General features: G+C 55.3%; 21 protein-coding genes. 15 read left to right on the top strand and 6 right to left on the bottom strand.

The window, feature by feature from the left end:
- Positions 1-9: 9 nt before the first annotated feature.
- Together mtaB and dapF are read right to left on the bottom strand one after the other, a co-directional pair.
- Complete coding sequence (gene mtaB, locus ACN0XZ_RS16180) at positions 10-1,302, bottom strand: tRNA (N(6)-L-threonylcarbamoyladenosine(37)-C(2))-methylthiotransferase MtaB (protein ID WP_417458838.1); 1,293 nt, start codon at positions 1,300-1,302, stop codon at positions 10-12.
- Positions 1,299-2,120 (bottom strand): diaminopimelate epimerase, encoded by an 822-nt coding sequence (dapF, locus tag ACN0XZ_RS16175; protein WP_417458837.1) that lies wholly within the window; start codon positions 2,118-2,120, stop codon positions 1,299-1,301. The genes mtaB and dapF overlap by 4 nt, the downstream gene beginning before the upstream one ends.
- Positions 2,121-2,243: 123 nt before the next feature.
- On the opposite strand from dapF, the gene ACN0XZ_RS16170 reads away from it, so the two are divergent.
- Positions 2,244-3,212 (top strand): hypothetical protein, encoded by a 969-nt coding sequence (locus ACN0XZ_RS16170; RefSeq protein WP_417458836.1) that lies wholly within the window; start codon positions 2,244-2,246, stop codon positions 3,210-3,212.
- Positions 3,209-4,129 (top strand): hypothetical protein, encoded by a 921-nt coding sequence (locus ACN0XZ_RS16165; protein WP_417458835.1) that lies wholly within the window; start codon positions 3,209-3,211, stop codon positions 4,127-4,129. Before ACN0XZ_RS16170 ends, ACN0XZ_RS16165 begins: the two co-directional genes overlap by 4 nt.
- Here the strand turns inward: ACN0XZ_RS16165 and ACN0XZ_RS16160 are convergent.
- Complete coding sequence (locus tag ACN0XZ_RS16160) at positions 4,112-5,593, bottom strand: SLC13 family permease (protein WP_417458834.1); 1,482 nt, start codon at positions 5,591-5,593, stop codon at positions 4,112-4,114. The two genes, ACN0XZ_RS16165 and ACN0XZ_RS16160, sit on opposite strands and share 18 nt — an antisense overlap.
- 217 nt (positions 5,594-5,810) lie before the next feature.
- Here ACN0XZ_RS16160 and ACN0XZ_RS16155 point away from each other — a divergent pair, with 217 nt between their 5' ends.
- The 11 genes from ACN0XZ_RS16155 (at position 5,811) to ACN0XZ_RS16105 (ending at position 17,949) form a co-directional block, all read left to right on the top strand.
- The gene (locus tag ACN0XZ_RS16155) at positions 5,811-7,622 is read left to right on the top strand and encodes a DUF885 domain-containing protein (protein WP_417458833.1); all 1,812 of its coding nucleotides are present in this window, start codon (positions 5,811-5,813) and stop codon (positions 7,620-7,622) included.
- A 192-nt stretch (positions 7,623-7,814) separates the two neighbouring features.
- A complete protein-coding gene (locus ACN0XZ_RS16150; RefSeq protein WP_417458832.1) occupies positions 7,815-9,554 on the top strand; it encodes an ATP-binding protein in 1,740 nt (579 codons plus the stop codon).
- 222 nt (positions 9,555-9,776) lie between these two features.
- The gene (gene ffh / locus ACN0XZ_RS16145) at positions 9,777-11,159 is read left to right on the top strand and encodes a signal recognition particle protein (protein WP_417458831.1); all 1,383 of its coding nucleotides are present in this window, start codon (positions 9,777-9,779) and stop codon (positions 11,157-11,159) included.
- 93 nt (positions 11,160-11,252) lie between these two features.
- Positions 11,253-11,699 carry a 30S ribosomal protein S16 gene (gene rpsP, locus ACN0XZ_RS16140; RefSeq protein ID WP_417458830.1) on the top strand — a complete coding sequence of 149 codons (447 nt, stop codon included), beginning with the start codon at positions 11,253-11,255 and terminating at the stop codon, positions 11,697-11,699.
- Between the two features lie 65 nt (positions 11,700-11,764).
- On the top strand, positions 11,765-12,376 hold the full coding sequence (gene rimM / locus ACN0XZ_RS16135) for a ribosome maturation factor RimM (RefSeq protein ID WP_417458829.1): 612 nt from the start codon (positions 11,765-11,767) through the stop codon (positions 12,374-12,376).
- Complete coding sequence (gene trmD, locus ACN0XZ_RS16130; RefSeq protein ID WP_417458828.1) at positions 12,373-13,092, top strand: tRNA (guanosine(37)-N1)-methyltransferase TrmD; 720 nt, start codon at positions 12,373-12,375, stop codon at positions 13,090-13,092. The genes rimM and trmD overlap by 4 nt, the downstream gene beginning before the upstream one ends.
- A 4-nt stretch (positions 13,093-13,096) precedes the next feature.
- A complete protein-coding gene (gene rplS / locus ACN0XZ_RS16125) occupies positions 13,097-13,477 on the top strand; it encodes a 50S ribosomal protein L19 (RefSeq protein ID WP_417458827.1) in 381 nt (126 codons plus the stop codon).
- Positions 13,478-13,678: 201 nt separating this feature from the next.
- Complete coding sequence (leuC, locus tag ACN0XZ_RS16120) at positions 13,679-15,085, top strand: 3-isopropylmalate dehydratase large subunit (RefSeq protein ID WP_417458941.1); 1,407 nt, start codon at positions 13,679-13,681, stop codon at positions 15,083-15,085.
- Positions 15,086-15,100: 15 nt separating this feature from the next.
- The gene (leuD, locus tag ACN0XZ_RS16115; protein ID WP_417458826.1) at positions 15,101-15,706 is read left to right on the top strand and encodes a 3-isopropylmalate dehydratase small subunit; all 606 of its coding nucleotides are present in this window, start codon (positions 15,101-15,103) and stop codon (positions 15,704-15,706) included.
- 26 nt (positions 15,707-15,732) lie between these two features.
- Positions 15,733-16,821 carry a 3-isopropylmalate dehydrogenase gene (gene leuB / locus ACN0XZ_RS16110; RefSeq protein ID WP_417458825.1) on the top strand — a complete coding sequence of 363 codons (1,089 nt, stop codon included), beginning with the start codon at positions 15,733-15,735 and terminating at the stop codon, positions 16,819-16,821.
- Positions 16,822-16,926: 105 nt separating this feature from the next.
- Positions 16,927-17,949, top strand: coding sequence for an aspartate-semialdehyde dehydrogenase (locus tag ACN0XZ_RS16105; RefSeq protein ID WP_417458824.1), 1,023 nt, complete (start codon positions 16,927-16,929; stop codon positions 17,947-17,949).
- 37 nt (positions 17,950-17,986) lie between these two features.
- Here ACN0XZ_RS16105 and ACN0XZ_RS16100 read toward each other — a convergent pair whose 3' ends face one another.
- Complete coding sequence (locus ACN0XZ_RS16100; RefSeq protein ID WP_417458823.1) at positions 17,987-19,234, bottom strand: ATP-binding protein; 1,248 nt, start codon at positions 19,232-19,234, stop codon at positions 17,987-17,989.
- 236 nt (positions 19,235-19,470) lie between these two features.
- On the opposite strand from ACN0XZ_RS16100, the gene ACN0XZ_RS16095 reads away from it, so the two are divergent.
- Complete coding sequence (locus ACN0XZ_RS16095; protein WP_417458822.1) at positions 19,471-21,306, top strand: M2 family metallopeptidase; 1,836 nt, start codon at positions 19,471-19,473, stop codon at positions 21,304-21,306.
- Positions 21,307-21,375: 69 nt separating this feature from the next.
- Positions 21,376-22,248, top strand: a complete 873-nt coding sequence (locus ACN0XZ_RS16090; protein ID WP_417458821.1) for an HpcH/HpaI aldolase/citrate lyase family protein — start codon at positions 21,376-21,378, stop codon at positions 22,246-22,248.
- A gap of 12 nt (positions 22,249-22,260) precedes the next feature.
- Here ACN0XZ_RS16090 and ACN0XZ_RS16085 read toward each other — a convergent pair whose 3' ends face one another.
- Both ACN0XZ_RS16085 and ACN0XZ_RS16080 read right to left on the bottom strand, forming a co-directional pair.
- On the bottom strand, positions 22,261-24,222 hold the full coding sequence (locus ACN0XZ_RS16085) for an alpha/beta hydrolase family protein (RefSeq protein ID WP_417458820.1): 1,962 nt from the start codon (positions 24,220-24,222) through the stop codon (positions 22,261-22,263).
- 81 nt (positions 24,223-24,303) lie between these two features.
- Positions 24,304-26,262, bottom strand: a complete 1,959-nt coding sequence (locus ACN0XZ_RS16080) for an alpha/beta hydrolase family protein (protein WP_417458819.1) — start codon at positions 26,260-26,262, stop codon at positions 24,304-24,306.
- Positions 26,263-26,433: the final 171 nt, after the last annotated feature.

Raw genomic sequence — 26,433 nt, 5'->3', positions numbered from 1 at the left:
CTGAAGTATCTAGTCTAGTGTGGTGCCGGTCATGGCGTTTTCATCGCGGGCGGTCAAGCGCACGGGGATGATATCACCGGGTGCTGCCGCCGTGTCTATCACCACGGGAATGAATTGCTCGCTATGGCCTATGGCTTCCCCGTCATGGCCGATGCGCTCAATGAGCACGTGTGCTTCTTTGCCCTCGGCGCGCCTGAAGAGGTCAGCGACGCGTTTGTCGCCCGCCACGCGCAGGCGGGCTGCGCGTTCCTTGCGCACTTGTTTTGGCACGCGGTTTGGGATGCGTGCCGCCGGTGTGCCCTCGCGCTCAGAATAAGGGAAGACATGCAGCCACGTGAGGTCGCATTCCTCAATGAGCTTAAGGCTGTTCAGGAACATATCTTCGGTTTCTGTCGGGAAGCCCGCGATGATATCTGCGCCAAACACCATGTCGGGGCGCTCAGCGCGCACACGGCTCGTGAACTCGATGGCGTCACCGCGCAAATGCCTGCGTTTCATGCGTTTGAGGATCATGTCATCCCCCGCCTGAAGGCTCAGGTGCAGGTGTGGCATCACGCGCGGCTCATGGATGATGGCATCATAAAGCGGCTCATCCACTTCGATGCTATCGATCGAAGAGATACGCAGGCGCGGCAGGTCCGGCACCAGCTTGATGATCTTCTGCACCAGTTGGCCCAAGGTGGGCGTGCTTGGCAGGTCTTCACCGAAGCTTGTGATATCCACGCCCGTAAGCACCACTTCCTTGAAGCCCTTGTCCACCAGTCGTTTGATCTGGTCCACCACTTCGCCCATAGCGACAGAGCGGCTGTTGCCGCGGCCATAAGGGATGATGCAGAAGGTGCAGCGGTGGTTGCAGCCGTTCTGGATCTGCACAAAGGCGCGGGCGCGTTCGCCAAAGCCGTCAATCAAGTGGCCTGCAGTTTCCTTCACGGAGAAAATATCGTTCACCTGCACACGCGGCGCGTTTGAGAGATCAAGCCCCGCACGCCCCAGGCCAACAAAGCTCTTGGCCTCCAGCTTCTCCTGATTGCCGATCACGGTTGCGACCTCAGGCATTTTGGAGAATTGCGTGGGGTCGATCTGCGCCGCGCAGCCGGTCACGATGATCGGCGTGTCCGGGCGCTCGCGCTTCATTTTTCTGATAGATTGCCGCGCTTGCCGGGTGGCCTCTGCCGTTACGGCGCATGTGTTGATGATGATAACATCATCAAGGCCCGCATCCTCCGCATGGCGGCGCATCACCTCGCTTTCGTAAGCGTTGAGGCGGCAACCGAAGGTGACGATATCTGGCTTGCCGCTCAAAGGGTAATCTCCCCCTCAAAGGCGAGGGTGGCGCTGCCCGTCATCTGTACGGTGCCGTCTTCAAGCCACTCAATCTCCAAAGGACCACCGTCAAGCTGAACGGTTGATTTGCGCCCCGTAAGCCCAAGCCGTGCCGCTGCGACGGCGCCTGCGCATGCGCCGGAGCCGCAGGCTTCGGTGATGCCCGCGCCGCGTTCCCACACCCGCTGGCGGATAATGCCGTCCCGTATGTGCACGACAGAGACATTCACATGTTCGGAGAACAAGGGGTCTGTCTCGATCTGAGGGCCGTAGGTTTCGAGGTCAACAGCATCCACATCGGGTACAAAAAATATCGCGTGCGGGTTGCCCATGTTCACACAAACGGGGTGTGTAAGTGGTCCAAGCGAGAAATCCGTCTTCGCGGTATCCATCTGATGAGACAGGGGAATTTCAGCCCAGTCGAGCCGTGCCGGACCCATGTTGACGCTGATGCCTGCGTCTGCGCGCCGGGCGCTTAGAAGCCCTGCATCCGTGCGAATGGTAACAATATCCTTGCCGGTTTCATCCAGCATCAGGCGGCCAACACAGCGTGTGGCGTTGCCGCAAGCGCCAACACGGCTGCCGTCCGCATTTCTGATTTCCATAAAGATATCAGCGTCTTCCGCTGTGCGCATGATGATAAGCTGGTCACACCCGACCCCGCGCCGCCGGTCAGCAATATGGCGCACAGCATCGTCAGTGAGGGAAAGCTCACGCTCCCTCGCGTCAAAAATGACGAAGTCATTGCCTAGGCCCTGCATCTTCAGGAACCGGCGCGTATGCATATTGCTGCTCATGGCGCTGCTTATATGGTGCCTGAGGGGTGAGAGTCTATGATTTAGTGGCGGTTTTCAGCGCTTGATCAGACAAGATTTTTTGCGTGATGGACAAATACGCATCAGGGTGACAAGAAAAGAGCCATGAAAAAGCTGATTATTCATATGGGTGCGCACCGCTGCGCGTCATCTGCCACACAGGCGCTGCTGCGGCGAAACCGGGGCGAGATTGAGGCGCAGGGTGTGGCGCTTTTTTTGCGCGAGGATTTGGCTGAGAATGCGCAAAAATTGGCGGTAAACCGCCTTTATGAGTATCGTTTTTGGAAGCCAAGCAGCCAGATGGCTGTGGCGCGAACTTCCGCCACACTTGCCACACTTGACGCAGACACCATCCTGATCAGCGAAGAGAACCTGATGGGCATCATGCCCGGTCATTTGGGCCATGAGTTTTACGAGAAATTTGACGGGTTCTGTCGTGCGCTATCAAGGCTTCAAAAAACGGTTGAGGTGCACCCACGGTTGATTGTGCGCAGGCAGGATAGTTTTATCGAATCCGCTTATGGGTTTCGGGTGGCCTTTGGGCTCCGGGAAGATTTCCAGACTTTCGCGGCGCGGTTCACGCCACGTGAGATGTCATGGGCACGTATGACTACAGCGTTTGAGCGTCATGGTCTTGCGGCGCACGCCAAGATAGGTGTGCTGGAGGCTTGGCCCGGTGAGGGTAAAACCGAACATCTACTCGGCTTCCTCGGCCTGAAGAACTTGAACCTGCAAGGTGGTGGTTTGCGGTCCGGTAACAGCCGGTTTGGTGAAGCGGGGCTGTCGCTCCTGTTGGCTATGAACCGCACCGGCATGGGGCTTGATATTGCGTGGCGGCAGAATGTTCTGTTCCCGGCTTTGAGGGAAGCCGAGGCGCCAACACCTCAGTTGGTGCAGGACCTGCTCGGGTGCGGCGATGACGAGATTAGCGTGCTGAAAGCGGCGCTTGGCATGCCGATGCGCTTCGGTTTCACGGTAGAGGAAAGACGTAACCTTTTGAGCGAGCTTGAACACGAGAACGCCAAGTTTCTTACTCACCCACTTGTCGGCTTGAGCCCTGAGGTTTGGGCGTGACCCCCTCACAAACCCCAAAGAGACGCATCATCCTGCATTTGGGCGCGCCAAAAACGGGCACTACAAGCCTGCAATATTACCTGAGTGAAAACCGGGAGGTTCTGGGAAGCGCGGGGGTTGTTTATCCCGAGCGTATGATTCAGGGCGGGCAAGTAGACCCGCTGCACACACACCTTGTGCAAATGAGGACGAGGCGCAACCCGGAGGTCGCCTTTGACGGTGCCCGGGCACGATTGGCTGCGCTGTTTGAAGCAAGTGGCGCTCACAGTCTGCTCTTGTCCAACGAGTCGCTTCTGGGTGAACCATACCATGAAGACAAGCCCGGCTTTTTCCCGCATCATGAGAAATGGATCGGCGAACTAGCCCGCCTGTTTGACGGGTATGAGGTGCAGGTGATCTATTTCATCCGCAATTTCGCGACCTTTTTGCCGTCCTACTATGTGCAATATGTAAGGAAGGGCGGCACAAAAACACTCAGGGAATTTTGTGATCATGTCACAGAAGATGACCTCAGTTGGTGCCCGTTGATTAAAGGTCTGCAGATAGCTTTTGGTCCTGACAATGTCAGAATTTTTGAGCATGCCGCGCTACGGGAACATCCGGCACAGGAGGTTCGTGACGTATTTGGCCGCTATGCGCCTGAGTTGCCGGATTTTTGCGCAAGCAGCTATAACCAAAACCCGTCCGTTGGGAATAATATCCTCGCGGTCTACCGCCTGTTGAACCGGATATTTGCGGTTCTCGTGCCGTCCGCCAGAAAGCGCCACCTTCGCCCCAAGATGCGCCAGTATCTCTTTGGTCCGCTCGCGCTGATCTCAGGTAACCGTCGGCCCCGTCTTGAGGCCGACCTCGCATCGAAGCTGCGAGAGATTTACGCGCGTGACCGCAAAGCGCTTGGCCTAGAAAATCAGCGGTAGCAACAGGTAACAAAGGGTTGCCACTACGAAGGTGCCAAGGATGTTGAGCCAGAGGCCCGCGCGCATCATATCCGGCACATGAATATGTCCGGTCGAGAACACAACGGCATTTGGCCCGGTGGCAACCGGCAGCATGAAGGCGCAGCTGGCCGCCATGGCAGTTGGGGCGGCGAGCATAATGGGGTCAATATTCGCGGTGGTCGCGAGCGCGCCCAGCACTGGCACAAGTGCCGCCGTGGTGGCCGTGTTGCTTGTAAGTTCGGTCAGGAAAATCACCATGCCCACGATGGCGAGGATGATAAGGTACAGGTGCGCTGTTGCCAGACCACTCATGGCTTCCCCCGCCCAGATCGCGAGGCCGGTCGCCTTGATGGCAGCGGCAAGGCTAAGCCCGCCCCCAAACAAAAGGATCACCCCCCAGGGCAGGGTGACGGTGCGTTCCCAATCAAGGAGCGCTTCTCCTTTGGTGTCTGACCCCGCTGGCACGAGAAACATGGCGAGCCCGGCCGCGACAGCGATGTGCATGTCAGACAGTTTGGCAACAAAGGGAAGAAGGTTGGTGAGCGGCTCAAAATCCACCAGAATTTGACGGAAGCTCCACATGAAAGCCATGGTCGCCATGATAAGCGCCACACGCTTTTCAGGCGTTGTGGTTTTGCCCATGGCTTCCAGCTCCGCCTGCACAACACCGTGCCCGCCGCGCACTTCATCGGCCTTGAAGCGGAAACAAACCTTGGTCAGCACCAGCCACGCCAGCGGCACCATGGTGGCCACGATCGGGATGGCAAAAGCCATCCATTCAAGGAACAGAATTTCGCGTCCGGTTTGCTGCAGGATAAAACCTTTCACAAACAGGTTTGGCGGTGTGCCGATATAGGTGCCGAGCCCGCCGATAGAGGCTGCCCACGCACAGCCAATCAACAGCGCAATCGTGAAGCGGTGACCAACGGCCCGTTCCCGCAGGATGGTATCGGCCACCGTAATGGCAATGGGCACAATCATCAGCGTGGTTGCGGTGTTTGAGATCCACATGGAAAGAAGGGCGCTGGCCCCCATGAAACCGCCAATAAGGGCGGCGGGATGATCACCAACCCGCGCGAGGATATTGAGCGCAATCCGACGGTGCAGGTTCCAGCGCTGCATGCCCATGGCGGCGATAAACCCGCCCAGCAGCAGGAAGATCACCGGTTCTGCATAAGGCCATGATGCTTCTTTTGATGTGGCGATGCCAAGCGTTGGCAAGAGCACGAGCGGCAGCAGGCTGGTCGCAGGCACGGGTATGGCCTCGGTTGCCCACCATGTCGCCATAAGGGCCGCGACCGCAACGGTGCGCCATGCGATGGGGGCAAGCCCTTCGGGTGCCGGGGAATACAGAATGGCAAAAAACAGGATCGGCCCCAGAATGAGCCCGATCGTTTGATACATGGCCCGGCCCGGCGCATCGCCTGTGGATGCTGCGCTCATATACTATCTCCCCCGAGATTGATGTTTCCAGTCTTCCCGTGACCGGGTCTTCCCTGCACTGGATAGCGGACTGGTGAACGCCTGTGAAGGGAAACTTGAAGTGGGCGCGAGCCACGCTCAGGGGCGCAGGAAAGCAAACATACTTTCAGCCATAACATTCCCTTGTGTGTGGCGTGCGCTTTTGTATGCTGCTTTTCAGACATCGAGGGAGGATACCGTGTCCATCAGAAAGATAGTGGGGCTGCTGTTTCTGGCGCTCCTGATCATCGGCGGCGTTTGGCTCGCCAAGCTTGTGTGGTTCAAGCCTTTCAGCTTTGACCATTTCCAAACCCGGGTAGTGGTTCAGAGCGGGCTGGATAGCCCCGAGACCATGTCCGGCCTTCGTATGCTGGAGCCTTACGGCATCACCTCGCATAACGGCGAATTGGACGACATTTCGCTTGAACATGACGCGGAACAACTGGCGAAGCTGAAGGAAGATTTTGAAACGCTGATGTCCTACAGCGACGCGAGCTTGACACCAGAGCAGCGCTTCAACAAGCGCCTGATGGCTTACGGCATGGAACAGACCATCCGCAACGAACGTTTTGCTCACTATAATTATCCGCTTACCCAACTTTATGGATGGCAGAATAACATCTCCAGCTTCATGACTGGCACTCATTCGGTGACCGATATTGAAGAGGCAGACTATTACAACACCCGGCTGCGCAAGATACGCACGCAGTACGAACAGCTGATGGGGCAACTGAAGAAGCGGGAAGAAATGGGTATCATCCCGCCAAAGTTCGTTCTGCAGAAGGTGGAAAACCAGCTGCGGCCTTTCATCACTGACAAAGCAACCGACAATGCCTTCTATCAGGCGCTCAGCGCCAAGCTTGACGGCCTTGAAGGGGTGTCTGACGAAGAGAAAGCGCGGGTACTGGCGGAAACCGAAGCCGCGATCAAGGAAGTGGTGTTCCCTGTGTGGGCAGAGCTTCTGGATTACACAGTGCAGCTTAAAAACATCGCGAACAATGACGCAGGCGTCTGGAAGCTGCCTGACGGTGCGGCTTATTATCAGACCCAGCTTGAGGCACATACCACCACCAAAATGACCGCGGATGAGATTCATGCGCTTGGTCTCTCGGAAGTGGAACGTATCGAGGCTGAGATGCGCGCGCTTCTTGAGGCGGAGGGGTATGACATCACCCAGCCGTTTGATGAAATCCTGAACGCCTACACGGCGGAGGATCGCCACTATTACCCGGATACGGACGAAGGTCGCCAGCAGATACTGGTAGATTATACCGCGCTGATCAGGGAGATTGAGGCGGGTATTGCTGACCAGTTTAATCGTACGCCAAAGGCACCGGTTGAAGTGGTGCGGGTACCTGTGTTTATCGAACAAGGCGCGCCGGGCGGCTATTACGAATCTCCCGCATTTGATGGTAGCCGTCCAGGCCGCTTCTACGCGAACCTCTATGACATCAAGGGCACACCAAAGTTTGGCATGCGCGCGCTGACCTACCATGAAGCTGTGCCGGGCCACCACTATCAGATCGCCCTGCAGCTTGAGCAGGAAGACCTGCCTCTGTTCCGTAAATTTATGCACTATGGTGCTTATACGGAAGGCTGGGCGCTTTATTCTGAACGGGTGGCCGCAGAGATGGGCTTCCTGAAAACACCGGCAGACAAGATCGGTGCGCTGCAGTCGGAGATGTTCCGGGCGGTGCGCCTCGTGGTGGATACGGGTATCCACTCCAAACGCTGGACCCGCGAGCAGGCGATTGACTATATGATTGCCAAAACAGGCATGGGCGAAACAGACGTTGTGACCGAGATTGAGCGCTACATCGTTTGGCCGGGGCAAGCCTGCGGTTACAAGATCGGGCAACTGACCATTCTGCGCCTGCGGGATAAGGCCCGTGAAGCTCTGGGCGATAGGTTCGATATCCGTGAATTCCACGATATTGTGCTGATGGGTGGTTCTGTACCGCTCACGGTGCTTGAGGAACAGATCGATGCCTATATCGCATCGAAGTCCTGATCACAGAGCATCCTGATTTTGGAAAGGGGGCCGGTGTTGGTCCCCTTTTTCGTTTTCGCCCTAAGGTTTAATACTGACCAGTGACCATATTTGATCTAGATTGATATTGGAGGAAGAAGGGAGACGTTTCTGAGCCAGCAGGACCATAGGAATGCAGATGACGCCGTTCGTCGGGCGCTGGACGGTATATACTTGCAGCAACTGCCGACAATAGTGGCTGTTATCACCGGGTATTACCTGTTCCTAGCCGTTGCCCATTGGGTTTTCCTGCCCGCTGATATTCGCGGCACCCTTATGGGCTTGGCGCTGGTGACTGCTTTTGTAAGCGGTGTCACCTATGTTGTGGCACGGCGAGGGGGTATTAGCGCCAGTGTGAGCCACTATGCTTTTGTGCCAGCCGGGCTCCTTGGGGTGGCAAACGTGTTCACGCATGTTGCGCTTACGGGCGAAATTATACAAATGACCAATGCGGTGCTTGCGCTCATGGTGTTTGGTTTTGTCACCCTGCGCCCGCTTATATACTTCCTGCTGACTAGCATTTCGGTAGCGCTTTATATCTTTTGCCTGATGGATTTGGGCGGCGAACTGGCAGGGCATTTTGCCTTCTTCCTTCTGCCGGCATTTCTCCTTGGCCTTTTGTGTTTTGGGCAGCGGTACCGGACCCTCACGCGCATTGAGCGTATGCGCTTGGACGACCGTGAGAAAAGCGAGCAACTGGAAGTCATGAACGCGTCTGTGACGCAGCAGATGAAACAGGCCAAGAGAGCGGCTGAAGAAGCGCGCCGGGCCAATGAGGCAAAGGGCATCTTCCTCGCGAACACCAGCCATGAGTTGCGCACACCGCTGACGGGTGTGCTGGGCATGATGAACCTTCTTGAGCGCACCAAGCTCGATAGCCAGCAACGCGAGCTGGTTGAGGCGGCGCAGGTGAGCGCCAAGACCCTGCTGACACTGATCAATGACATCCTTGATCTCGCCAAGCTTGATGAAGGCAAGCTTGAGCTGAAGAACGAAGCGTTTGATGTTGTTGAGACTGTGCGGCGGCTGGTGGACCTTCTCATGCCAGCGGCAGCTGAGAAGGGTTTGCAGCTCAATCTCCATGTGCCTGATGAAGCAGGCCTGCGCCTTGTGGGGGACCCGGTGCGCATTGGCCAGATCCTGCTTAACCTCGTTGGTAATGCGGTTAAATTCACGGAAGAGGGGCGGGTGGATGTCACGGTCACACTCACTGCAGCAGACAGTGCGCTATATCGGATGAGTGTATTGGTGGAAGATACGGGCATCGGGTTTGACGAGGCGGCGGGTGCAAAACTCTTCCGACGGTTTGAGCAGGTTGATGGCAGCGAGCGCCGCAGGCAAAGCGGTACCGGGCTTGGCCTTGCCATATGTCGGGAGTTGACCGACCTGATGGACGGTATCATTGACGCAGACAGTATGCCGGGCGTTGGTTCCCGCTTCCGCTTTGCTGTAACACTACCGAAAGCTGAGGGACGGTATGACAATACCCCGCGCGAACGGGTGGATAGCGCGAGGCTTGGTGCACTCAAGCTCAGAGTATTGCTGGCTGAAGATAACCGCATCAATCAGATGCTGGTGGAAAAACTACTCGCGCGTTATGGCTGGGATCTTGTGATTGTGAGCAACGGTCAGGAGGCGGTGAATATGCTTGGTGACGCTGCGGCCGGTGGGCATGGCTTTGACCTTGTGCTGATGGATGTGCGCATGCCGGTGATGGACGGCAAAACGGCAGCCAAGGCGATCAGGGCCATGAAGGGCAGTGCAGCAAGCGTGCCGATCATTGCGCTTACAGCCAACACCATGCCGGAGGATATTGAGGCTTACCGCGCGATTGGTATGGACGATGTTGTCGCCAAGCCCATCGATATCGACCAGCTTGAAAGTGCGGTGGACAGATTGTTCCCTGCCGAATGACTATGAGTGGGCGAGAGACAGGCTCTTTCGCTTGACAGATTTACCCCTCGCGCTTATGTAAAGCGCACTTTCCCAAGGGAATGACAGACATATCCGCGTCTTTAACGGTTCGCCCTGAGATGCCCACCAGTCAGCGAGTTTCGCCCACTGGTGCCATTATTGTTTGTTTCAAGCCTTTGATGGAAAAGATGAATTTGGAAAAGATGCAAGGCGATTTTGCTTATGTTTGACAGCTTGTCCGATCGGTTAGGTGGAATTCTCGATGGTTTGAAGCGCCGTGGTGCGCTCAAGGAATCAGATGTCACCGAAGCGCTCCGCGAAGTGCGGGTGGCTCTCCTTGAGGCCGACGTTGCGCTGCCGGTTGTCAAAGAATTTGTCGCAAAAGTAAAAACCAAAGCTGTTGGCCATGAGGTGATGAAGTCTGTCACGCCGGGTCAGCAGGTCGTCAAAATCGTGAACGACGAACTTGTCGCCATGCTCGGGTCTGAAAGTGCAGGCCTCAATGTTGCGGGCGTGCCGCCTGTTGCCATCATGATGGTGGGTTTGCAGGGCTCCGGTAAAACCACAACAACGGCGAAGATCGCGAAACGCCTGACGGAGAAAGACCGCAAGAAGGTGCTGATGGCATCTCTTGACGTGCGTCGCCCGGCCGCGCAGGAGCAGCTGAAGATCCTCGGTGAGCAGATCGGTGTTAAAACGCTGCCGATCATCCCGGGTCAGATGCCGGTTGATATCGCCCGCCGCGCGCTTGATGCTGCAAAGCTGCAAGGCTTTGACGTGGTGATGCTTGATACCGCAGGCCGCCTGCATGTTGATCAGGCGCTGATGGCAGAGGTTGTGGCGGTACGCAACGCGACCATGCCGCTTGAGACCCTTCTGGTTGCCGATAGCCTCACCGGTCAGGATGCGGTGAATGTGGCAAAAGAATTTGATGCGCAGGTCGGGATCACCGGTGTTGCGCTCACACGTATGGATGGTGACGGCCGTGGCGGTGCTGCCCTTTCCATGCGAGCCGTAACTGGCAAGCCGATCAAGCTTGCAGGTACCGGCGAGAAAATGGATGCGCTTGAGGATTTTCATCCTGAGCGGGTTGCGAGCCGTATCCTTGGCATGGGTGACGTTGTCAGCCTTGTTGAGAAAGCCGCAGAGACCATTGAAAAAGAAGACGCCGAGAAAATGGCCAAGAAGATGGCCAAAGGCGAGTTTGACCTTGATGACCTGCGCACCCAGCTGCAGCAGATGTCAAAGATGGGCGGCATGAAAGGTGTTCTTGGCATGCTTCCCGGTATGGGCAAGCTCAAGGGCGCAATGAATGCTGGCGTTGACGACAAGGTCTTCAAGCGTCAGGAAGCGATCATTTCATCAATGACGCCGCAGGAGCGCCGGAAACCGCAGGTTCTGAACGCTTCCCGCAAGAAGCGTGTTGCCGCCGGTTCCGGGACATCCGTGCCCGAGGTGAACAAGCTTCTCAAGATGCATATGCAGATGGCGAAGATGATGAAAAAGATGTCCCGTATGGGCAAGAAGGGCGGCATGCCCGGACTGCCAGGTATGGGTGGAATGCCGGGTGGCTTGCCGCCGGGCTTCGACAAGTTGTTCTCATAAAGAGGTCGCCAACCTCATCTGAGAATTGTTTTAAAACTTGAGAATACGTCCGGCAACGCCCGTGAGGCACCGGACATCTGAAAGGAAAGTAAAATGGCTGTTGCAATTCGCCTTGCCCGTGGTGGCGCAAAAAAACGTCCTTACTACCGTATCGTAGTTGCGGACACTCGCGCTCGCCGCGACGGTAAATTCATCGAGAAGGTTGGCCACTACAACCCAATGCTCGCGAAAGACGACGAGAACCGCGTAAGCTTTGACGCTGATCGTGTAAAACACTGGCTCGGTGAAGGCGCAAAGCCATCCGACCGTGTTTCCCGTTTCCTTGAAGCGGCTGGTCTTGTGGAAGCTAAAACCCGCAACAACCCAAACAAGGGTAAGCCGGGCCAGCGCGCTCTCGACCTGATCGAAGAGAAAAAAGCGAAAGCTGAAGCTGCTGCGGAAGCTGCAAAAGAAGCAGAAGAAGCCGCGAAAGCTGCGGCTGAAGCTCCTGCTGCTGAAGAAGCACCAGCAGAAGAAGCTAAAGAAGAAGCTGCTGAGTAATCACAGCGCTATGATCCATGCCCGGTGCTTATGTGCCGGGCATGTTCATTTAAGGTGATGCCAAAATGGCTTCCGGGGCTCATGAACGCGCGCAGCGCGGTGTTGAGGATGGTTGGATCTGTGTGGGCGTTCTGTCTGGCGCGCATGGGGTCCGTGGCGACGTGCGCCTGAAATCCTTCACGGAAGACCCCGAAGCCATTTTTGCATACCCCGCCCTTCACAAGGGGGCAGGTGGCGCGCAAGTGTCTCTCAAGCGGCTGCGTGCGGATAAAGAAGGTTTTATCGCCCGCATGGACGGGGTGAAAAACCGCGAGGACGCACAGGCGCTTAAAAGCACCAAGCTTTATGTGCCGCGCGATGCATTTGCCCTTGAGGAAGAAGACGAGTTTTACCTCGCTGACCTTATTGGCCTGAACGCTTGTGATGAAGCGGGCGCTACGGTTGGTTTTGTCCGTGCCGTTGAGAATTTTGGCTCTGACGACCTTCTCGAGTTGGTGCTTGAGAAACCGCTGCCGGGCCTCGGTCGGTTTGCTTTCATTCCGTTTCGCAAGGTTTATGTGCCTGACGTGAATTTGAAAGCAGGCACTGTAACCATCGCATTTGACGCGTGGGTTGAGACCCAAGTGAGCGAACGTGATGGTGATGAAGCCGTTGGAAAGTCAGGGGAAAAGTCATGAACCCCGCCTTCACTGCGCAGCTTCTGACCCTGTTTCCCGACATGTTTCCGGGCTGCCTTGGTATGTCGCTGGCAGGCAAGGGGCTCACCGATGGCCTGTGGGCGTTGAAAACACTGGACATTCGAGATTTTTCGAGCGATAAGCACCGCTCGGTTGACGACACCCCCGCGGGTGGCGGCCCCGGAATGGTGCTTAGAGCAGATATTTTGGGGCGTGCGATAGACGCAGCACGCGCGGAAGCCAAACCGGAATGGCCACTTGTTTACATGAGCCCACGAGGCAAACGCTTCGACCAGAAAGAGGCTCACAGGTGGAAAGACGCAGGTGGCGTTACGCTCTTGTGTGGCCGGTTTGAAGGTGTTGACGAACGGGTCTTGGAAGCGCGCGGCGTGGAAGAGATCAGCGTCGGAGATTTTGTGTTGTCTGGTGGTGAACCAGCGGCGCTTGTGATGCTTGATGCGGTGGTTCGCCTGCTGCCCGGTGTGATGGGCGCGGCTGAGACGCTGGATGAAGAGAGTTTTGAGAGTGGGCTCCTGGAGTACCCTCAATACACCAGACCTCAGGTCTGGGAAGATCGGGAAATTCCCGAGGTGCTCACAAGTGGGCACCATGGTCGTGTCGCCCAGTGGCGCCGCGAAAAAGCTGAAGAGTTAACTCGGATACGCCGGCCGGACCTCTGGTCGACCTATGTTCGGGAAAAAGAAGAAAAGGTTTAGACCGATGAACATCATTCAAAAGCTCGAGCAAGAGCACATTGCCAAGCTCACGGAAGACAAAACCATTCCTGAGTTCGGCGCTGGTGATACACTGCGTGTTGACGTGAAAGTTAAAGAGGGTGAGCGCGAGCGTATTCAGGCATTCGAAGGTGTCTGCATTGCACGTGCTAACAAGGGCATCAGCTCAAACTTCACCGTACGGAAAATTTCCTACGGCGAAGGTGTTGAGCGTGTATTCCCACTCTACGGCCCAACCGTTGATGCCATCACAGTTGTTCGCCGCGGTAAAGTACGCCGTGCGAAGCTTTACTACCTGCGTGGCCGCACCGGTAAAGCTGCTCGTATCGTTGAAAAGCGCGATTTCCGCAAAAACGACGCGAAATAATATTACAATCCTCGGCAACAAGCTTTTTATTTGTTGCGTATTGTCGAGGGTGGCTATAAAGAACGGGGGCGGGTCGCAGATCCTGCCCCCGTTTTTTCATTTTGGCTGGTTATATAGCCCGTGCTCTCATGGAGCATGATGTTGGAAAACACACTAAAATGCCGGAAGGTCCGGGAAGGTAAAGACCACCGATAAGCGGAGCTGAAAATGCCTAAGACGATGTACGATAAGATCTGGGAAGGCCATGTTGTCGAGAAACGAAGCGACAATGTTGCCCTACTATATATCGATCGTCACCTTGTGCATGAAGTAACAAGCCCACAGGCGTTTGAAGGTTTGCGTGTAAGCGGCCGCACCATCCGCCGCCCTGACAGCATCATCGCGGTGCCCGACCATAACGTGCCGACGAAAGACCGGGACAAGCCAAACCCTGACCCGATGTCGACCGCGCAGCTTGCTGCTCTTGAGACAAACGTCAAAGAGTTTGGGCTCGACTACATCCCAATGGATGATGTGCGGCAGGGCATTGTGCATGTGGTGGGACCTGAGCAGGGTTTCACGCAGCCAGGTGTTACGCTTGTGTGTGGTGACAGTCATACCTCAACCCATGGGGCCTTTGGTGCACTCGCGTTTGGCATCGGCACCAGTGAGGTTGAGCATGTGCTGGCAACCCAGACACTGGTGCTCAAAAAATCAAAGAATATGCGCGTGACGGTAGACGGCACTTTGCCCGTTGGCTGTTCAGCGAAAGATGTGGCACTTGCCATCATCGGCCATATTGGCACGGCGGGCGGCACAGGCCATGTGATTGAATATGCGGGTTCTGTGATTGAAAGCCTCTCGATGGAAGGGCGTATGACGCTCTGTAATATGTCGATCGAGGCGGGGGCGCGTGCAGGCCTTGTGGCGCCGGATGAGAAAACCTTCAACTATCTGAAAGGTCGTCCTTACGCACCAAAGGCGGGGCAATGGGATGCGGCTGTTTCGCACTGGAAGTCCCTGCGCTCAGACGACGGTGCGCAGTTCGACCGTGAGATTGTGCTGAACGGGAATGATATCGTGCCGCTGGTGACCTGGGGTACAAGCCCGGAGGATGTGGCGCCGGTCACCGGCACTATCCCTGCGGCAAGCAGCTTTTCTGACCGCGCGAAACAGGAAGGTGTGGTGAAAGCGCTTGAATACATGGGCCTCAAGGAAGGCATGGCGATTACTGATATCAAGGTGGACCGCGTGTTCGTGGGCTCCTGCACCAACAGCCGGATTGAAGACCTGCGCGAAGCCGCAAGTGTTATCAAGGGACGCAAGGTGGCGGGTCATATCATTGAAGCGATGATTGTACCCGGTTCTGGTCTCGTGAAAGAACTGGCGGAGCAGGAAGGCCTCGACAAGATATTTACCGACGCTGGGTTTGAGTGGCGTGAGCCGGGCTGTTCCATGTGCCTTGCCATGAACCCGGACAAAGCGGGTCCGGGCGAACATGTGGCATCAACCAGCAACCGCAACTTTGTCAGCAGGCAGGGCCCCGGCGCGCGCACGCACCTCGTTAGCCCCGCCATGGCAGCCGCAGCGGCGATTGCTGGCCATTTTGTTGACGTGCGCGACTTTTAAGGGCGGAGAGAGACGATGGAAAAATTTACCAAAATCACCTCAATCGCGACGCCTTTCCCGCGTGTGAATATTGATACGGATATCATCATCCCGGCAAAACACCTGAAGTCGATCGAGCGCACAGGCTTTGGCAAGTTTGCCTTTGAAAGCGTGCGGTTTGACGCTGACGGCAACCGTATTGAAGACAATGTGTTTGACGGAGAGCGTTATAAGGGCGCCAAAATCCTGATCGCAGGGGATAACTTCGGCTGTGGCTCCAGCCGTGAGCATGCGCCTTGGGCAATTGCGGATCTTGGCTACCGCTGTCTTATCGCGCCGAGTTTTGCAGACATCTTTGCTGGCAACTGCATCAAGAACGGCATCCTGACCGTTGAGTTGCCACAGGAGGCTGTGGATGCACTGGTAATGGCGGCAGAGGCAGGCCATGAAATCCACGTGGATTTGGATGCGCAAACGGTCACCTGTCAGAACGCGCACTATGAATTTGACTTCAATTCCGAGCACAAGGACATGCTGATGCAGGGCCTTGATGAGATTGGCCAGACCCTGACAGCCAATGCCGCCATCGGCGATTTTGAAGCCAAGCAAAAGATGCAAACGCCCTGGCTTTACCGGGCATAAAACCACCCTACAGGCGAGGAAGTTTCATGAGCACCTATAATATTATGCTGTTGCCCGGTGATGGTATCGGGCCGGAGATCACTGATCAGGTTCGCCGCGTGATGACGTGGGTTGAAGGCGCTTATGGCGTAACCTTCGATGTGGAAGAAGGCCTGATCGGCGGTTGCGCTTATGACGCGGAAGGCACACCGCTTTCTGACGCGACGCTTGCGCGCGCCAAAGCATCTGACGCTATCCTGCTCGCCTGTGTTGGTGGCCCCAAGTGGGACGGCAAAACCGATTATGACAAGCGCCCGGAAGCTGGCCTTCTGCGGCTGCGGAAAGACCTGGACCTGTTCGCGAACCTGAGGCCCGCCATGTGCTTTGATGCGCTGGCGGATGCCTCTAGCTTGAAGCGTGAATACGTGGCCGGGCTTGATATCCTTTTTGTGCGTGAGTTGGCGGGCGGCGTGTATTTTGGTGAGCCGCGCGGCATTGAAAACCTGCCGGGCGGCGGGCGTGTTGGCATCAACACCCAGCGTTATACGGACGAGGAAATCATTCGTATCTCGCGCGTAGCATTCGAGATGGCACGCAAGCGCGGTGGCAAGGTGCATAGCGCTGAAAAAGCCAACGTGATGGAAGCTGGTCTTTTGTGGCGCGAAGAGGTGACCAAACTGCATGCAGCGGAATATTCAGACGTAAAGCTTGAGCATATCCTTGCGGATAATTGCGCCATGCAACTGGTGAAAAACCCCAAGCAGTTCGATGTGATCCTCACTGACAATTTGTTTGGTGACCTGCTTTCAGATGCCGCAGCGATGCTGACGGGCTCGCTCGGTATGTTGCCATCAGCGTCGCTCGGCTCAGGTGGGCCAGGGCTTTACGAGCCTGTGCACGGCTCCGCGCCCGACATCGCGGGGCAGGGTATTGCAAACCCGCTGGCGGCCATTCTGTCGTTCGCGATGGCGCTTAGGTATTCCCTTGATATGGGCGATGCCGCAGACAAGATTGAGGCTGCTGTCGCCAGTACGCTTGATGAGGTTCGTACCGGTGATATCTGGGCGGAAGGCTTCACGCGCGTCGGTACATCCGGCATGGGTGACGCCATCCTCAAGATGCTCGAAAAGGCATGAGACCAGCGCAGTAAAACTAAACCATCACTTCATCTAATAGAGTTTGACCAAATCGAGGGTAGCCTTCACAAAAGGCCCCGAATTATAGCCCCATAGGAGATTAACATGGGTTTTCGTGTCGCTGTTGTAGGTGCGACCGGTAATGTCGGTCGTGAAATGCTGAACATCCTCGCTGAACGGGACTTCCCGGCGACGGAAGTTATTGCCATTGCGTCGCGAAAATCGATGGGACAGAAGGTGGGCTTCGGCGAGAAGGAACTCACAGTTGTTGCCCTTGATACCTTCGATTTCAAAGAGGTGGATATCGCACTTTTTGCCGCCGGGTCCGGTGTCTCGAAAGAGTTTGGCCCAAAGGCCGCAGCCGCAGGCGCTATGGTGATCGATAACTCGTCCTATTACCGCATGGACCCTGACGTGCCACTTGTGGTGCCGGAGGTGAACGCGCACCACCTGCAAAAGATCAAGAAGAATATCATCGCAAACCCGAACTGCTCCACGGCTCAGATGCTGGTGGCGCTCAAGCCTTTGCATGATGCCGCTGTGATCAAACGCGTCGTGGTGTCCACATACCAGTCCGTGTCTGGTGCGGGTAATGAGGCGATGGATGAGCTTTTCACCCAAACACGCGCGGTGTTTGTGAACGACCCGATTGTGAAAGAGAAATTCTCTAAACAGATCGCTTTTAACGTGATCCCGCACATTGATGTGTTCATGGATGATGGTTCCACCAAAGAAGAGTGGAAGATGGTGGCAGAGACACACAAAATGCTCGACCCCAACATCCAGCTTACAGCAACTTGTGTGCGGGTACCGGTGTTTGTGGGCCATTCAGAGGCGATCAACATCGAGTTCAAGAACGAGATGACCGAGAAGCAGGCGCGTGCCCTTCTGCGGGAAGCGCCGGGCTGTATGGTGATCGATAAGCGGGAAGACGGCGGCTATATCACCCCCGTTGAATGTGTGGGTGATTTCGCGACCTTCATTTCCCGTATCCGCAAAGACCCTACGGTGAAAAACGGTCTTAATATCTGGGTGGTATCCGACAACCTTCGTAAAGGTGCGGCGCTTAACGCGGTGCAGATCGCGGAATCACTTTTGAACCAGGGTATTTTGTCTGCGGCTGCATAAGCACTGAGGACAGAACTGGAATTGCGGGAGGGCGGCTTTAGATAAAGTCGCCCTCTTCTTCATGTACAAGCTCACGCGGGAAAATGAGATGGGCTTTGGTGCCTTTGCCTTTTTCACTTTCAATCAAGAGCTTGCCACCCTGGCGCTCCATCAAAAGGGCGGTGATGGGTAGGCCGAGACCAGCGCCTTCCTGATGCATGTCATAGGCGTGAGTGAAGGTGCCAAGGGGTTCGGTGGCCTTTGTAATTTCCGCTTCGCTCATGCCTACGCCACTGTCAATCACACTGAGGCGCGCGTTACCCTCACCATCCGCTTCAACGACAATCTCGATCTTGCCTTTGCTGGTGTATTTCACCGCGTTTGAGAGGATGTTCATCAGCGCCTTTTTTGTGTGTCCGGCATCGCCGTGCACGATCAGGGCATCCGAACGAGTTGCGGCAGATACTGCCAGGTTCTTGCTGCCCGCTTGCTGCTGGATGAGGCGCCTGCCAGTGCGCGCGATATCGAGAAGATCAAACTTTTCCTTCTTGGATGTTTCGTCGGAGATTTCAAGCATGGCGAGCGACATGATATCGCCAATGAGTGCCAACAGTTCCTCGCCCGAGGAGCAGATGTTGTTGGCATAGGTGCTGATGGTGGTTTTGTCGGCCTGCCCATCGCGGATGAGGGAAGCGTAGCCGACCATGGCACCCAAGGGAGTGCGCAGCTCGTGGCCAATGTTGGCCATGAACATAGACTTTGAATAGTTGAGCAATAACGCCTGGCTGATGGTTTCCTTGAGCTTGTTTTCATGCTTGGTGTGGATCAGTTCCGCTTGGGCGCGAGACCGGGCGAGCTTCATCACTTGATGAAGGAGGCCATCCTCTTCAACCGGTGTTTTGCTCATGGCGATGAGCGTGCCCTCACTGCGCTTCAGGTCTTCACCCATAAGCGGCAGGCCGATGTAACCTTCAATCTCATGTTCTTCCAGATAGGTGTCAGCAGAATAGGTTTCGCGAACAGCGCTGCCGTAAAAGCAGCCACGTTTGTTCGCAGTTTCCCAGCAGGGAGTAAGGTCAAGCGGGTAGTCAGTCGCTGGCTTGGAGGCACCGTTTTCATAGTGAGCCAGTGTCCGCGCCGTCATATGGTCATCGCTCAGTTGCGAGATATAGGCGATATCGGCGCCATATTGCTCCGACAATAGCTTGCATAAAGCCTGAAAAAACGCTTTGCCGGTGAGGTGCGAGATGCCCTCAAGGGCGGTCAAAGGCTCTGTGCTGGCGCTTTTTTTCTTCACGGCTGACATCGTGTCTCCACATCATGCACAGCCACATTCAAATGCGGCATGGCATTAAATAATATAGCGACCCCTCAGGCACGTGTTATTACAGCACAGGATGGTTAACGAAACGTCAGCAATTATGGAATGGATGCAATCCGGGCAGTTGACAGGTGTGCTGGCGATTTGCAAAATCTCGCGGCTGCGCTTGGGCAAGCGCGGACCAGGCCTAAAAGAGCTAAAATCATAATAGAGGGGTAATCATGGCACAGTGGAAATCAGGGATATCAGTGATCGCGCTTACAGTCGCGCTGTCGCTCACCGCATGCGGTGAAAAGGATAAAGGTGAGGCAGACGAGGCAAAAACAGCTGCGCCTACCGTTGCCGAAGCTGAAGCTTTTATGCGTGATGCTGAGCAGAAGCTTTCGGATGAGGGCAAAAGCTTCAGCCGCAAGGCTTGGGTACAAGCCAATTTCATTACGGTTGATACCAACATGATTGTGGCTGAGGCTGATGAAGCCTTCACTTTGCTGGGTGTCAAGCTTGCCAACGAGGCAAAACGATTTGACGGACTTGATTTGCCGCCTGAACTTGCGCGCAAAATGACCATTCTCAAGGGGGCATTGACGTTGCCTGCGCCGGACGATGCGGCCAAAACAGCAGAGCTCGCGACCATCAAGGCCAACCTTGATGCCACCTATGGCACCGGCAAAGTCGAGATGGAGGGCAAGACCCTGTCGCTTGGCGATGTGTCGGACATCATGGCGGAAGACCGCACGCCGGAGCGACTGCTGGCAGCGTGGGACGGCTGGCATAAAATCTCCAAGCCGATGAAGGGCGATTATGCCCGCATGGTGGATATCGCCAACGAGGGCGCGGGCGAGCTCGGTTATAAGGATGTAGGTGCCATGTGGCGCGCGGGTTACGATATGGACCCCGATGCCTTTGCCGCAATGGTTGACAATATGTGGACTGATGTGAAGCCGCTTTATGATGCGCTGCACTGTCACGTGAGGGCGAAACTTTCTGATTTTTATGGTGACCGGGTGGTGCCTGATAGCGGCCCGATCCCCGCGCACCTGCTTGGCAACATGTGGGCGCAGGAGTGGGGCAACATCTATCCGCTCGTGAAGCCTGAGGGCGCTGAGGGCGGTAGCATTGATGTGACCAGCAAGCTGGTTGAAAAAGGGTATGACGCTAAAAAGATGGCAAAAACCGCAGAAGGGTTTTTCACTTCGCTTGGCTTTGCCCCTCTCCCTGATACCTTCTGGGAACGGTCTCTTTTCGTAAAACCGGCAGACCGGGAAGTACAGTGCCACGCATCGGCATGGAACATCGACAGCAAGGACGACGTGCGTATCAAGATGTGCACCAAGGTCAATGGTGAAGATTTTGTCACCGTGCACCATGAACTTGGCCACAACTTCTATCAGCGTGCCTATAAAGACCAAAGCCCGCTGCACCAAAATGGCGCGAATGATGGCTTCCATGAAGCCATTGGCGATATGGTCGCCTTGTCGATGACGCCGGACTATCTGAAACAGATTGGCCTGATCGAGGAAGTGCCCGCCAGTAGCGACCCGATCCCTGCGCTTTTGCGTCAGGCGATGGACAAGGTGGCGTTTCTGCCGTTTGGCTTGATGGTTGATAAGTGGCGTTGGCAGGTGTTCTCCGGCGAGGTGGCGCCTGATCAGTATAACGACGCATGGTGGAAACTTCGGGAGGAATATCAGGGTCTGAAGGCGCCTAATGAGCGCCCGGCTGATGCCTTTGACCCCGGTGCCAAATACCACATCCCGGGCAACACGCCTTACATGCGGTATTTCCTCGCGCGGATCCTTCAGTTCCAATTCTATAAGGCTGCTTGTGATCAGGCTGGTTGGACTGGCCCGCTTGCTGAGTGCTCGATCTACGGCAACAAGGAAGTGGGTGCCAAGTTCAATGCCATGATGGAAATGGGTGCCTCCAAGCCGTGGCCGGACGCACTGGAAGCCTTCACGGGCAGCCGTGAAATGAGTGGTGATGCCATCATTGCGTATTTTGCACCGCTTAAAGAATGGCTGGATGAGCAGAACAAAGACCGCACCTGTGGCTGGTAACAGCTAACGGTTGCTAAAAATGGTGGGGCCCGTGCGACCTGTGCGGGCCTTCACATACGGGGGAGTGGGATGACCGAATTTAGACCCTGCCGCAGCATGCTTTTCATGCCAGCCTCCAATGCGCGGGCGCTTGAGAAAGCGCGGGATATACCCTCTGATGGCGTGATTTTTGACCTCGAGGACGCGGTCGCGCCGGAGGCAAAAGCGGTTGCGCGTCAGCAAGCGGCTGATGCCCTGAAAGCAGGCGGGTACGGCAAGCGGCTGCGGGTTGTGCGCATCAATGGCCTTGATACACCTTGGTGGCGTGAGGACCTGGCCGCGGCGCTAAGCGGCAAGCCGGACGCGGTTCTGGTGCCCAAGGTTGAAGAGGCGTCAACACTCAGCCGTATTGAGGAAGAACTCGCGTGGCTTGGCGGTGCCGATGGGGTTGAGCTTTGGTCAATGATTGAAACACCAAAGGCATACCTGCGACTTGAAGAGCTTGCCACTGTCACAGACAGGCAAACCACATGGGTTGTTGGAACAAATGACCTGATCAAGGACCTGCGCGCCCGTCACACAAAAAATCGCACGCCGGTTATGGCGGCGCTTTCGATGGCCCTATTGGTCGCGCGTGCGTATGGGCTCACGATACTTGATGGTGTGTACGGCAACTTCAAAGATGCGGATGGTTTCCGAGATGAATGCTTGCAGGCGTGCGAGATGGGTTTTGACGGCAAAACGCTGATCCATCCCTCGCAGGTGGATGCGGCCAATAAGATGTTTGCGCCAAGCGCAGATGACATAGCGCTTGCCCGCCGCATGATTGCCGCGTTCGAGGAAGCGAAAGGGCAGGGCGCGGGCGTCGCGGTTCTTGACGGGAGCATGGTTGAAGAACTGCATGTAGAGGAAGCCCGGCGGCAAGTAGCGATGGCCGAAGCCATCGCCAGTCTGGCGTCCTAAAAGTCGCTTATCCTAACTGCCGATATGTTTGGCGAGGAACTTTTCAAGCGCTGTCAGAACTGTCAGGCGTGAGGCTGCCGTGTCCATCTGGTGGCCGCCATCATCCATCAGGACATAGGTGCTTTCCTTGCCGAGACCTACCAGTTTTTTGTTCAGGTCTTCAGACATATCGTAGTCGATCCGTGTGTCGTCCTTCGATGACATCAAGAGCACAGGGGCGCTGATCTCCTTGGCCCGGTGATAGGGTGAAACATCACTGTCAGAACGACCCTTGAGCCCCATGGTCTTGATCCAGGCCCTGCCGCCGATCACCCCATATTTGTCAGACGCTTTCAGGCGCGGCAGGTCAGTCACGCCATTGATGGAGGCCGCGCAGGTATATAAACCCTGTTCTTTGATCACCCCCATCAAGGCTGCATAACCGCCGTATGATGCCCCGATGATACATATATTCTTGCTGTCGGCGATGCCGCTTTCGATGGCCCATCTGGTTGCATCGGTTACATCGTCCTGCATCAAACCACCCCACTGAAGTTCACCAGCTTCTTCAAACGCTTTGCCATACCCCGTGGAGCCCCGGAAGTTGGGTTGCAGGACGGCGTAGCCGCGGCTGGCCAGAAACTGGCTCCACCAGTCCCAGCTTGCTGTATCTCGGGCCTGTGGGCCACCATGCACCAACACAACGGTGGGCAAACCGGTGGCGTCTTCCTGCCCCTTCGGGCGGGTGAGATAGGCCGGGATATATGTGCCGTCTCGCATTGGCACAGACACGCTTGTTATGGGGCTGGAACTCGCGGGGGTGACATCAGGCATATAGGAGCCGAGAACGTTCATCGCCTTGGATTTGAAATCGAGCCAGTAATATACGCCCGGGTCACTGGGGCTGCTTGCATCGATCAGATAGGTGTGGGCACCCTTTGCTTTGCCGATAATCAGGTTGTGCGTGTTCGGCAGGGCTTTATCAATCGCGCCCTGCACCTTTTTCAGCGTTGCATCAAAATACACAAGCATTGGTGTGTCCACGGTGTAATAATAGCCCGCAGGCTTGCCCGTTTCCGGGTGGTCAAGCACTCCGCCAACATCAACCTGTTTGTGTTCAAAGATGGTTTCGACGACCTGGCCCGAATTGAGGTTCAATTTATAGAGACCATTGGTGCCATACTGGCTAGGCCCGGATACGAAGATGACATCGCTCGCCTCCGTGAAGCCTTCTACCTCGTAGGTTTTTGCCCATTCGGCATTGCGAAGCGATATCCATTTGTCGTCTGGGCCTTTTAGGGTTGAGACATAGTCGCTTTTGCCGGCCACATAACCGGCGCCGAAGCGCACATCTCCGGTGTGGTCTGCCCACCAAAACTGGATGCCGCGCTGGTCGTCTCTGTAGATGCTATAGCTACCATCATAGATATTCATCTTACGCACTTCATAGGCACCGTCATGGTCGGCATCCAATGACAGCAGCACATGTTCAGGGTCATCTCTTAAAAGGTCGACAATATGGTGCTGATACTGCGAGGGAGGATACTCTTCTTTGCCCACTCGCGACCCGACCCGGGTATATTCGTGGTTTCTGACGATCCAGTCAGGGCTCGTACCGTCTCGGTTGACTGCGATAAGCCGTGTGGCTGTATGGGTCTGGTTCGCGGATCCTGCAAAAGACCCTGCGAGTTCATACGCCACCAGAACCCTGTCATCAGTCGCCCAATAGAAGGTCAGGATATCAGCCGCATCCACTGGGGGGACCATGATCCGCTCGCCGCCATCGGTGTTCTCAAGAATGAGTACCTTGCGGCCTTCACTGTGCGTTATATAGCCAATCTGCTGAGCATTGGGTGACATCTTCACCGATTGCATATTAGGCAGCGACGTATAGGCCTTCGCCGGCAGTGGCTCTTGCGCGCTGACATGTTGTCCGGCAACAATAGCAACAAGCGCCATTGCGCCTGCGCATTGCTTCAATTGGCTGATGATCATTCCAGTGGTCCCCCAAAATAATAAATTACAACAATAGTTTAATGCGCGTGCGAGTGAATCAGATGTCCCGCACGATCTGAATTAATTCCCGATATGTTTGGCTAGAAATTTCTCTGTTTCAGAAAGCATAGTAAGCCGAGCATTCCGTGTGCTCATGGAATGTCCGCCATCTTCAATCTCGATATAGGTGCTGTCCTTACCCAGCTTCCGAAGTTTTTTATGTGTGCTTCTCGTGAACTTATAGGAGATACGCATATCATCCTTTGATGCGATTAACATGACGGGTACGTTGATTTCATCAGCGCGATCGTGCGGTGAGACGGTTTCGTCTTCAGCGCCTTCCAGACCCATTTCTTTGGTCCAGCTTCTGCCGCCGATAAATTTTGTGTCCTCATACTTCATGCGAGGCAGGTCGGTTACGCCGTTTACAGAGATAGCGCAGGCATAAAGGCCTTGTTCTTTGACTACACCCATCAGCGCAGCATAGCCACCGTAGGAAGCTCCAACAATGCAAATGCGGTTCGGGTCTGCGTATCCTTCTGATATCAGCCAGCGAGTAGCATCGCTTACATCATCCTGCATCAGTCCACCCCATTGATGGTTTCCCAAAGCTTCAAACGCGGGGCCATAACCGGTTGAACCGCGGAAATTTGGTCGCAGTACCAGATAACCCCGGCTTGTATAAAACTGCGTCCAATAATCCCAGTCACCAGTATCGCGGGAGCTGGGTCCACCATGAGGCAGGACAATCGTGGGCAAAGCTCTTTTCCCTGTGCCTTCGGGCTCAGTGATATAGGCGGGAATGAAGGTGCCATCACGGACAGGGATATCGACCCGTCTTGTGAGCGCCATCTTGGCTGGGTCTATTTGTGCACGTGACGCCATGACAAAATCGAGTGTTTTGGCGCCGCGATTGTAGAAATAGTAGTGCCCTGGGTTTTGATCGCTATCCATTAAAACCAAATAAAGTTCACTGTCTCTCGCGCGGCTGGTGATCAGTACGTTGTGGCCGGGCAGTGCCCGTTCAAGGCTGCGTTGCACCAGTTGAAGGTCCGGGTCCATGTACTCAATACGGTAGTAGTCATCAATATACGCAACGCCAGACAACCTGCCGGTTAGCGGATGCTGCACGATGTGGGAGATGTCTACCTCTTCGTGAGCAAAAATCGTGTCAGATATCTCGCCAGTCCGGAAGTTGAGCTCGAATAGTCCTCGTTTTCCGTATGTGCTCAAGCCGCTCACATAAAGGGTGTCCGGCCGGTCGGTAAAACCCTCCACCTCATATTTTTCGAACCAGTCTGTTTTTTTAAGGTCTTCCCAGCCGGTATCTGGATCCTTGTATATAGCCATACGTTTGGAACCGTCATAACCGTACCCAAGACGAACGTCTGAGTTTGCGTCGGTAAACCAGGTTTGGATGCCGCGCCGACCGGCTTTTTCATCTCGGCGCAAACCTGTCTCTACATTTACCTTAAAAACAGATGGTGTACCGTCTAGTTCAAAGTCCATCTGCATCAAGATATGATCTGGGTCAGTTGCAAGCATATCGACGATGCGTTCAAACTGAGAGGTGAACTCGCGGCTGCTTGAGCCTCGCCTGACATTTTTGGGTCGCCCAAGCCATACTTGCTCGCGTGTTTTTCGGTGAAAGGAGACAATGCGTGTTTGGTACGAGGTTCGGCTGAATGCCCATCTGTCTTGCGCAAAACCAAACTTAACCAAGATGATGTCGTCATTGGCCCAATAGAAATTGTCGATGCCGCCTATATCCATAGGTGGGATAAGAATGCGCTCGGTGCCGCCCAAGTCCTGTACGACGACGTTTGATTTCCCCTCTATTTCAACAAAATATGCGACAGACAGACCGCTAGGGGAAAGTTTGGCGCCAGAAAAGTCGGGCAGTGCCGCAAATGCCTCAACTGGAATGAGGTCGCCAGCTTTTGTTGTTGGCGAGAGAAATACGAGGCTTAAGGCCGAACATGAAATAATAACAGTACAGCAAACGACACGCACGAGCCGGCGCGCTTGAAAAAAAATCATCAGTCCAGACCCCCAAGACCAGAATAATGTAATCGTATAATCTACACGGTGCGTAGCAGACGGGTGTATGTTCTGCAATGGTGGGTTGAGATTATTTTATAAAGGGAGGCATCTTGCATTGTCTGCTGCTCCAGCCGCCCTACCTCATGCCGGGAACTGGCATAATTGCTC

The sequence above is a fragment of the Kordiimonas sp. genome (assembly GCF_048264555.1).
Taxonomy (GTDB): Bacteria; Pseudomonadota; Alphaproteobacteria; order Sphingomonadales; family Kordiimonadaceae; genus Kordiimonas.
Note: the sequence above shows the minus strand (reverse complement) of the source record. Positions and strands in the feature narration are given on the sequence as shown.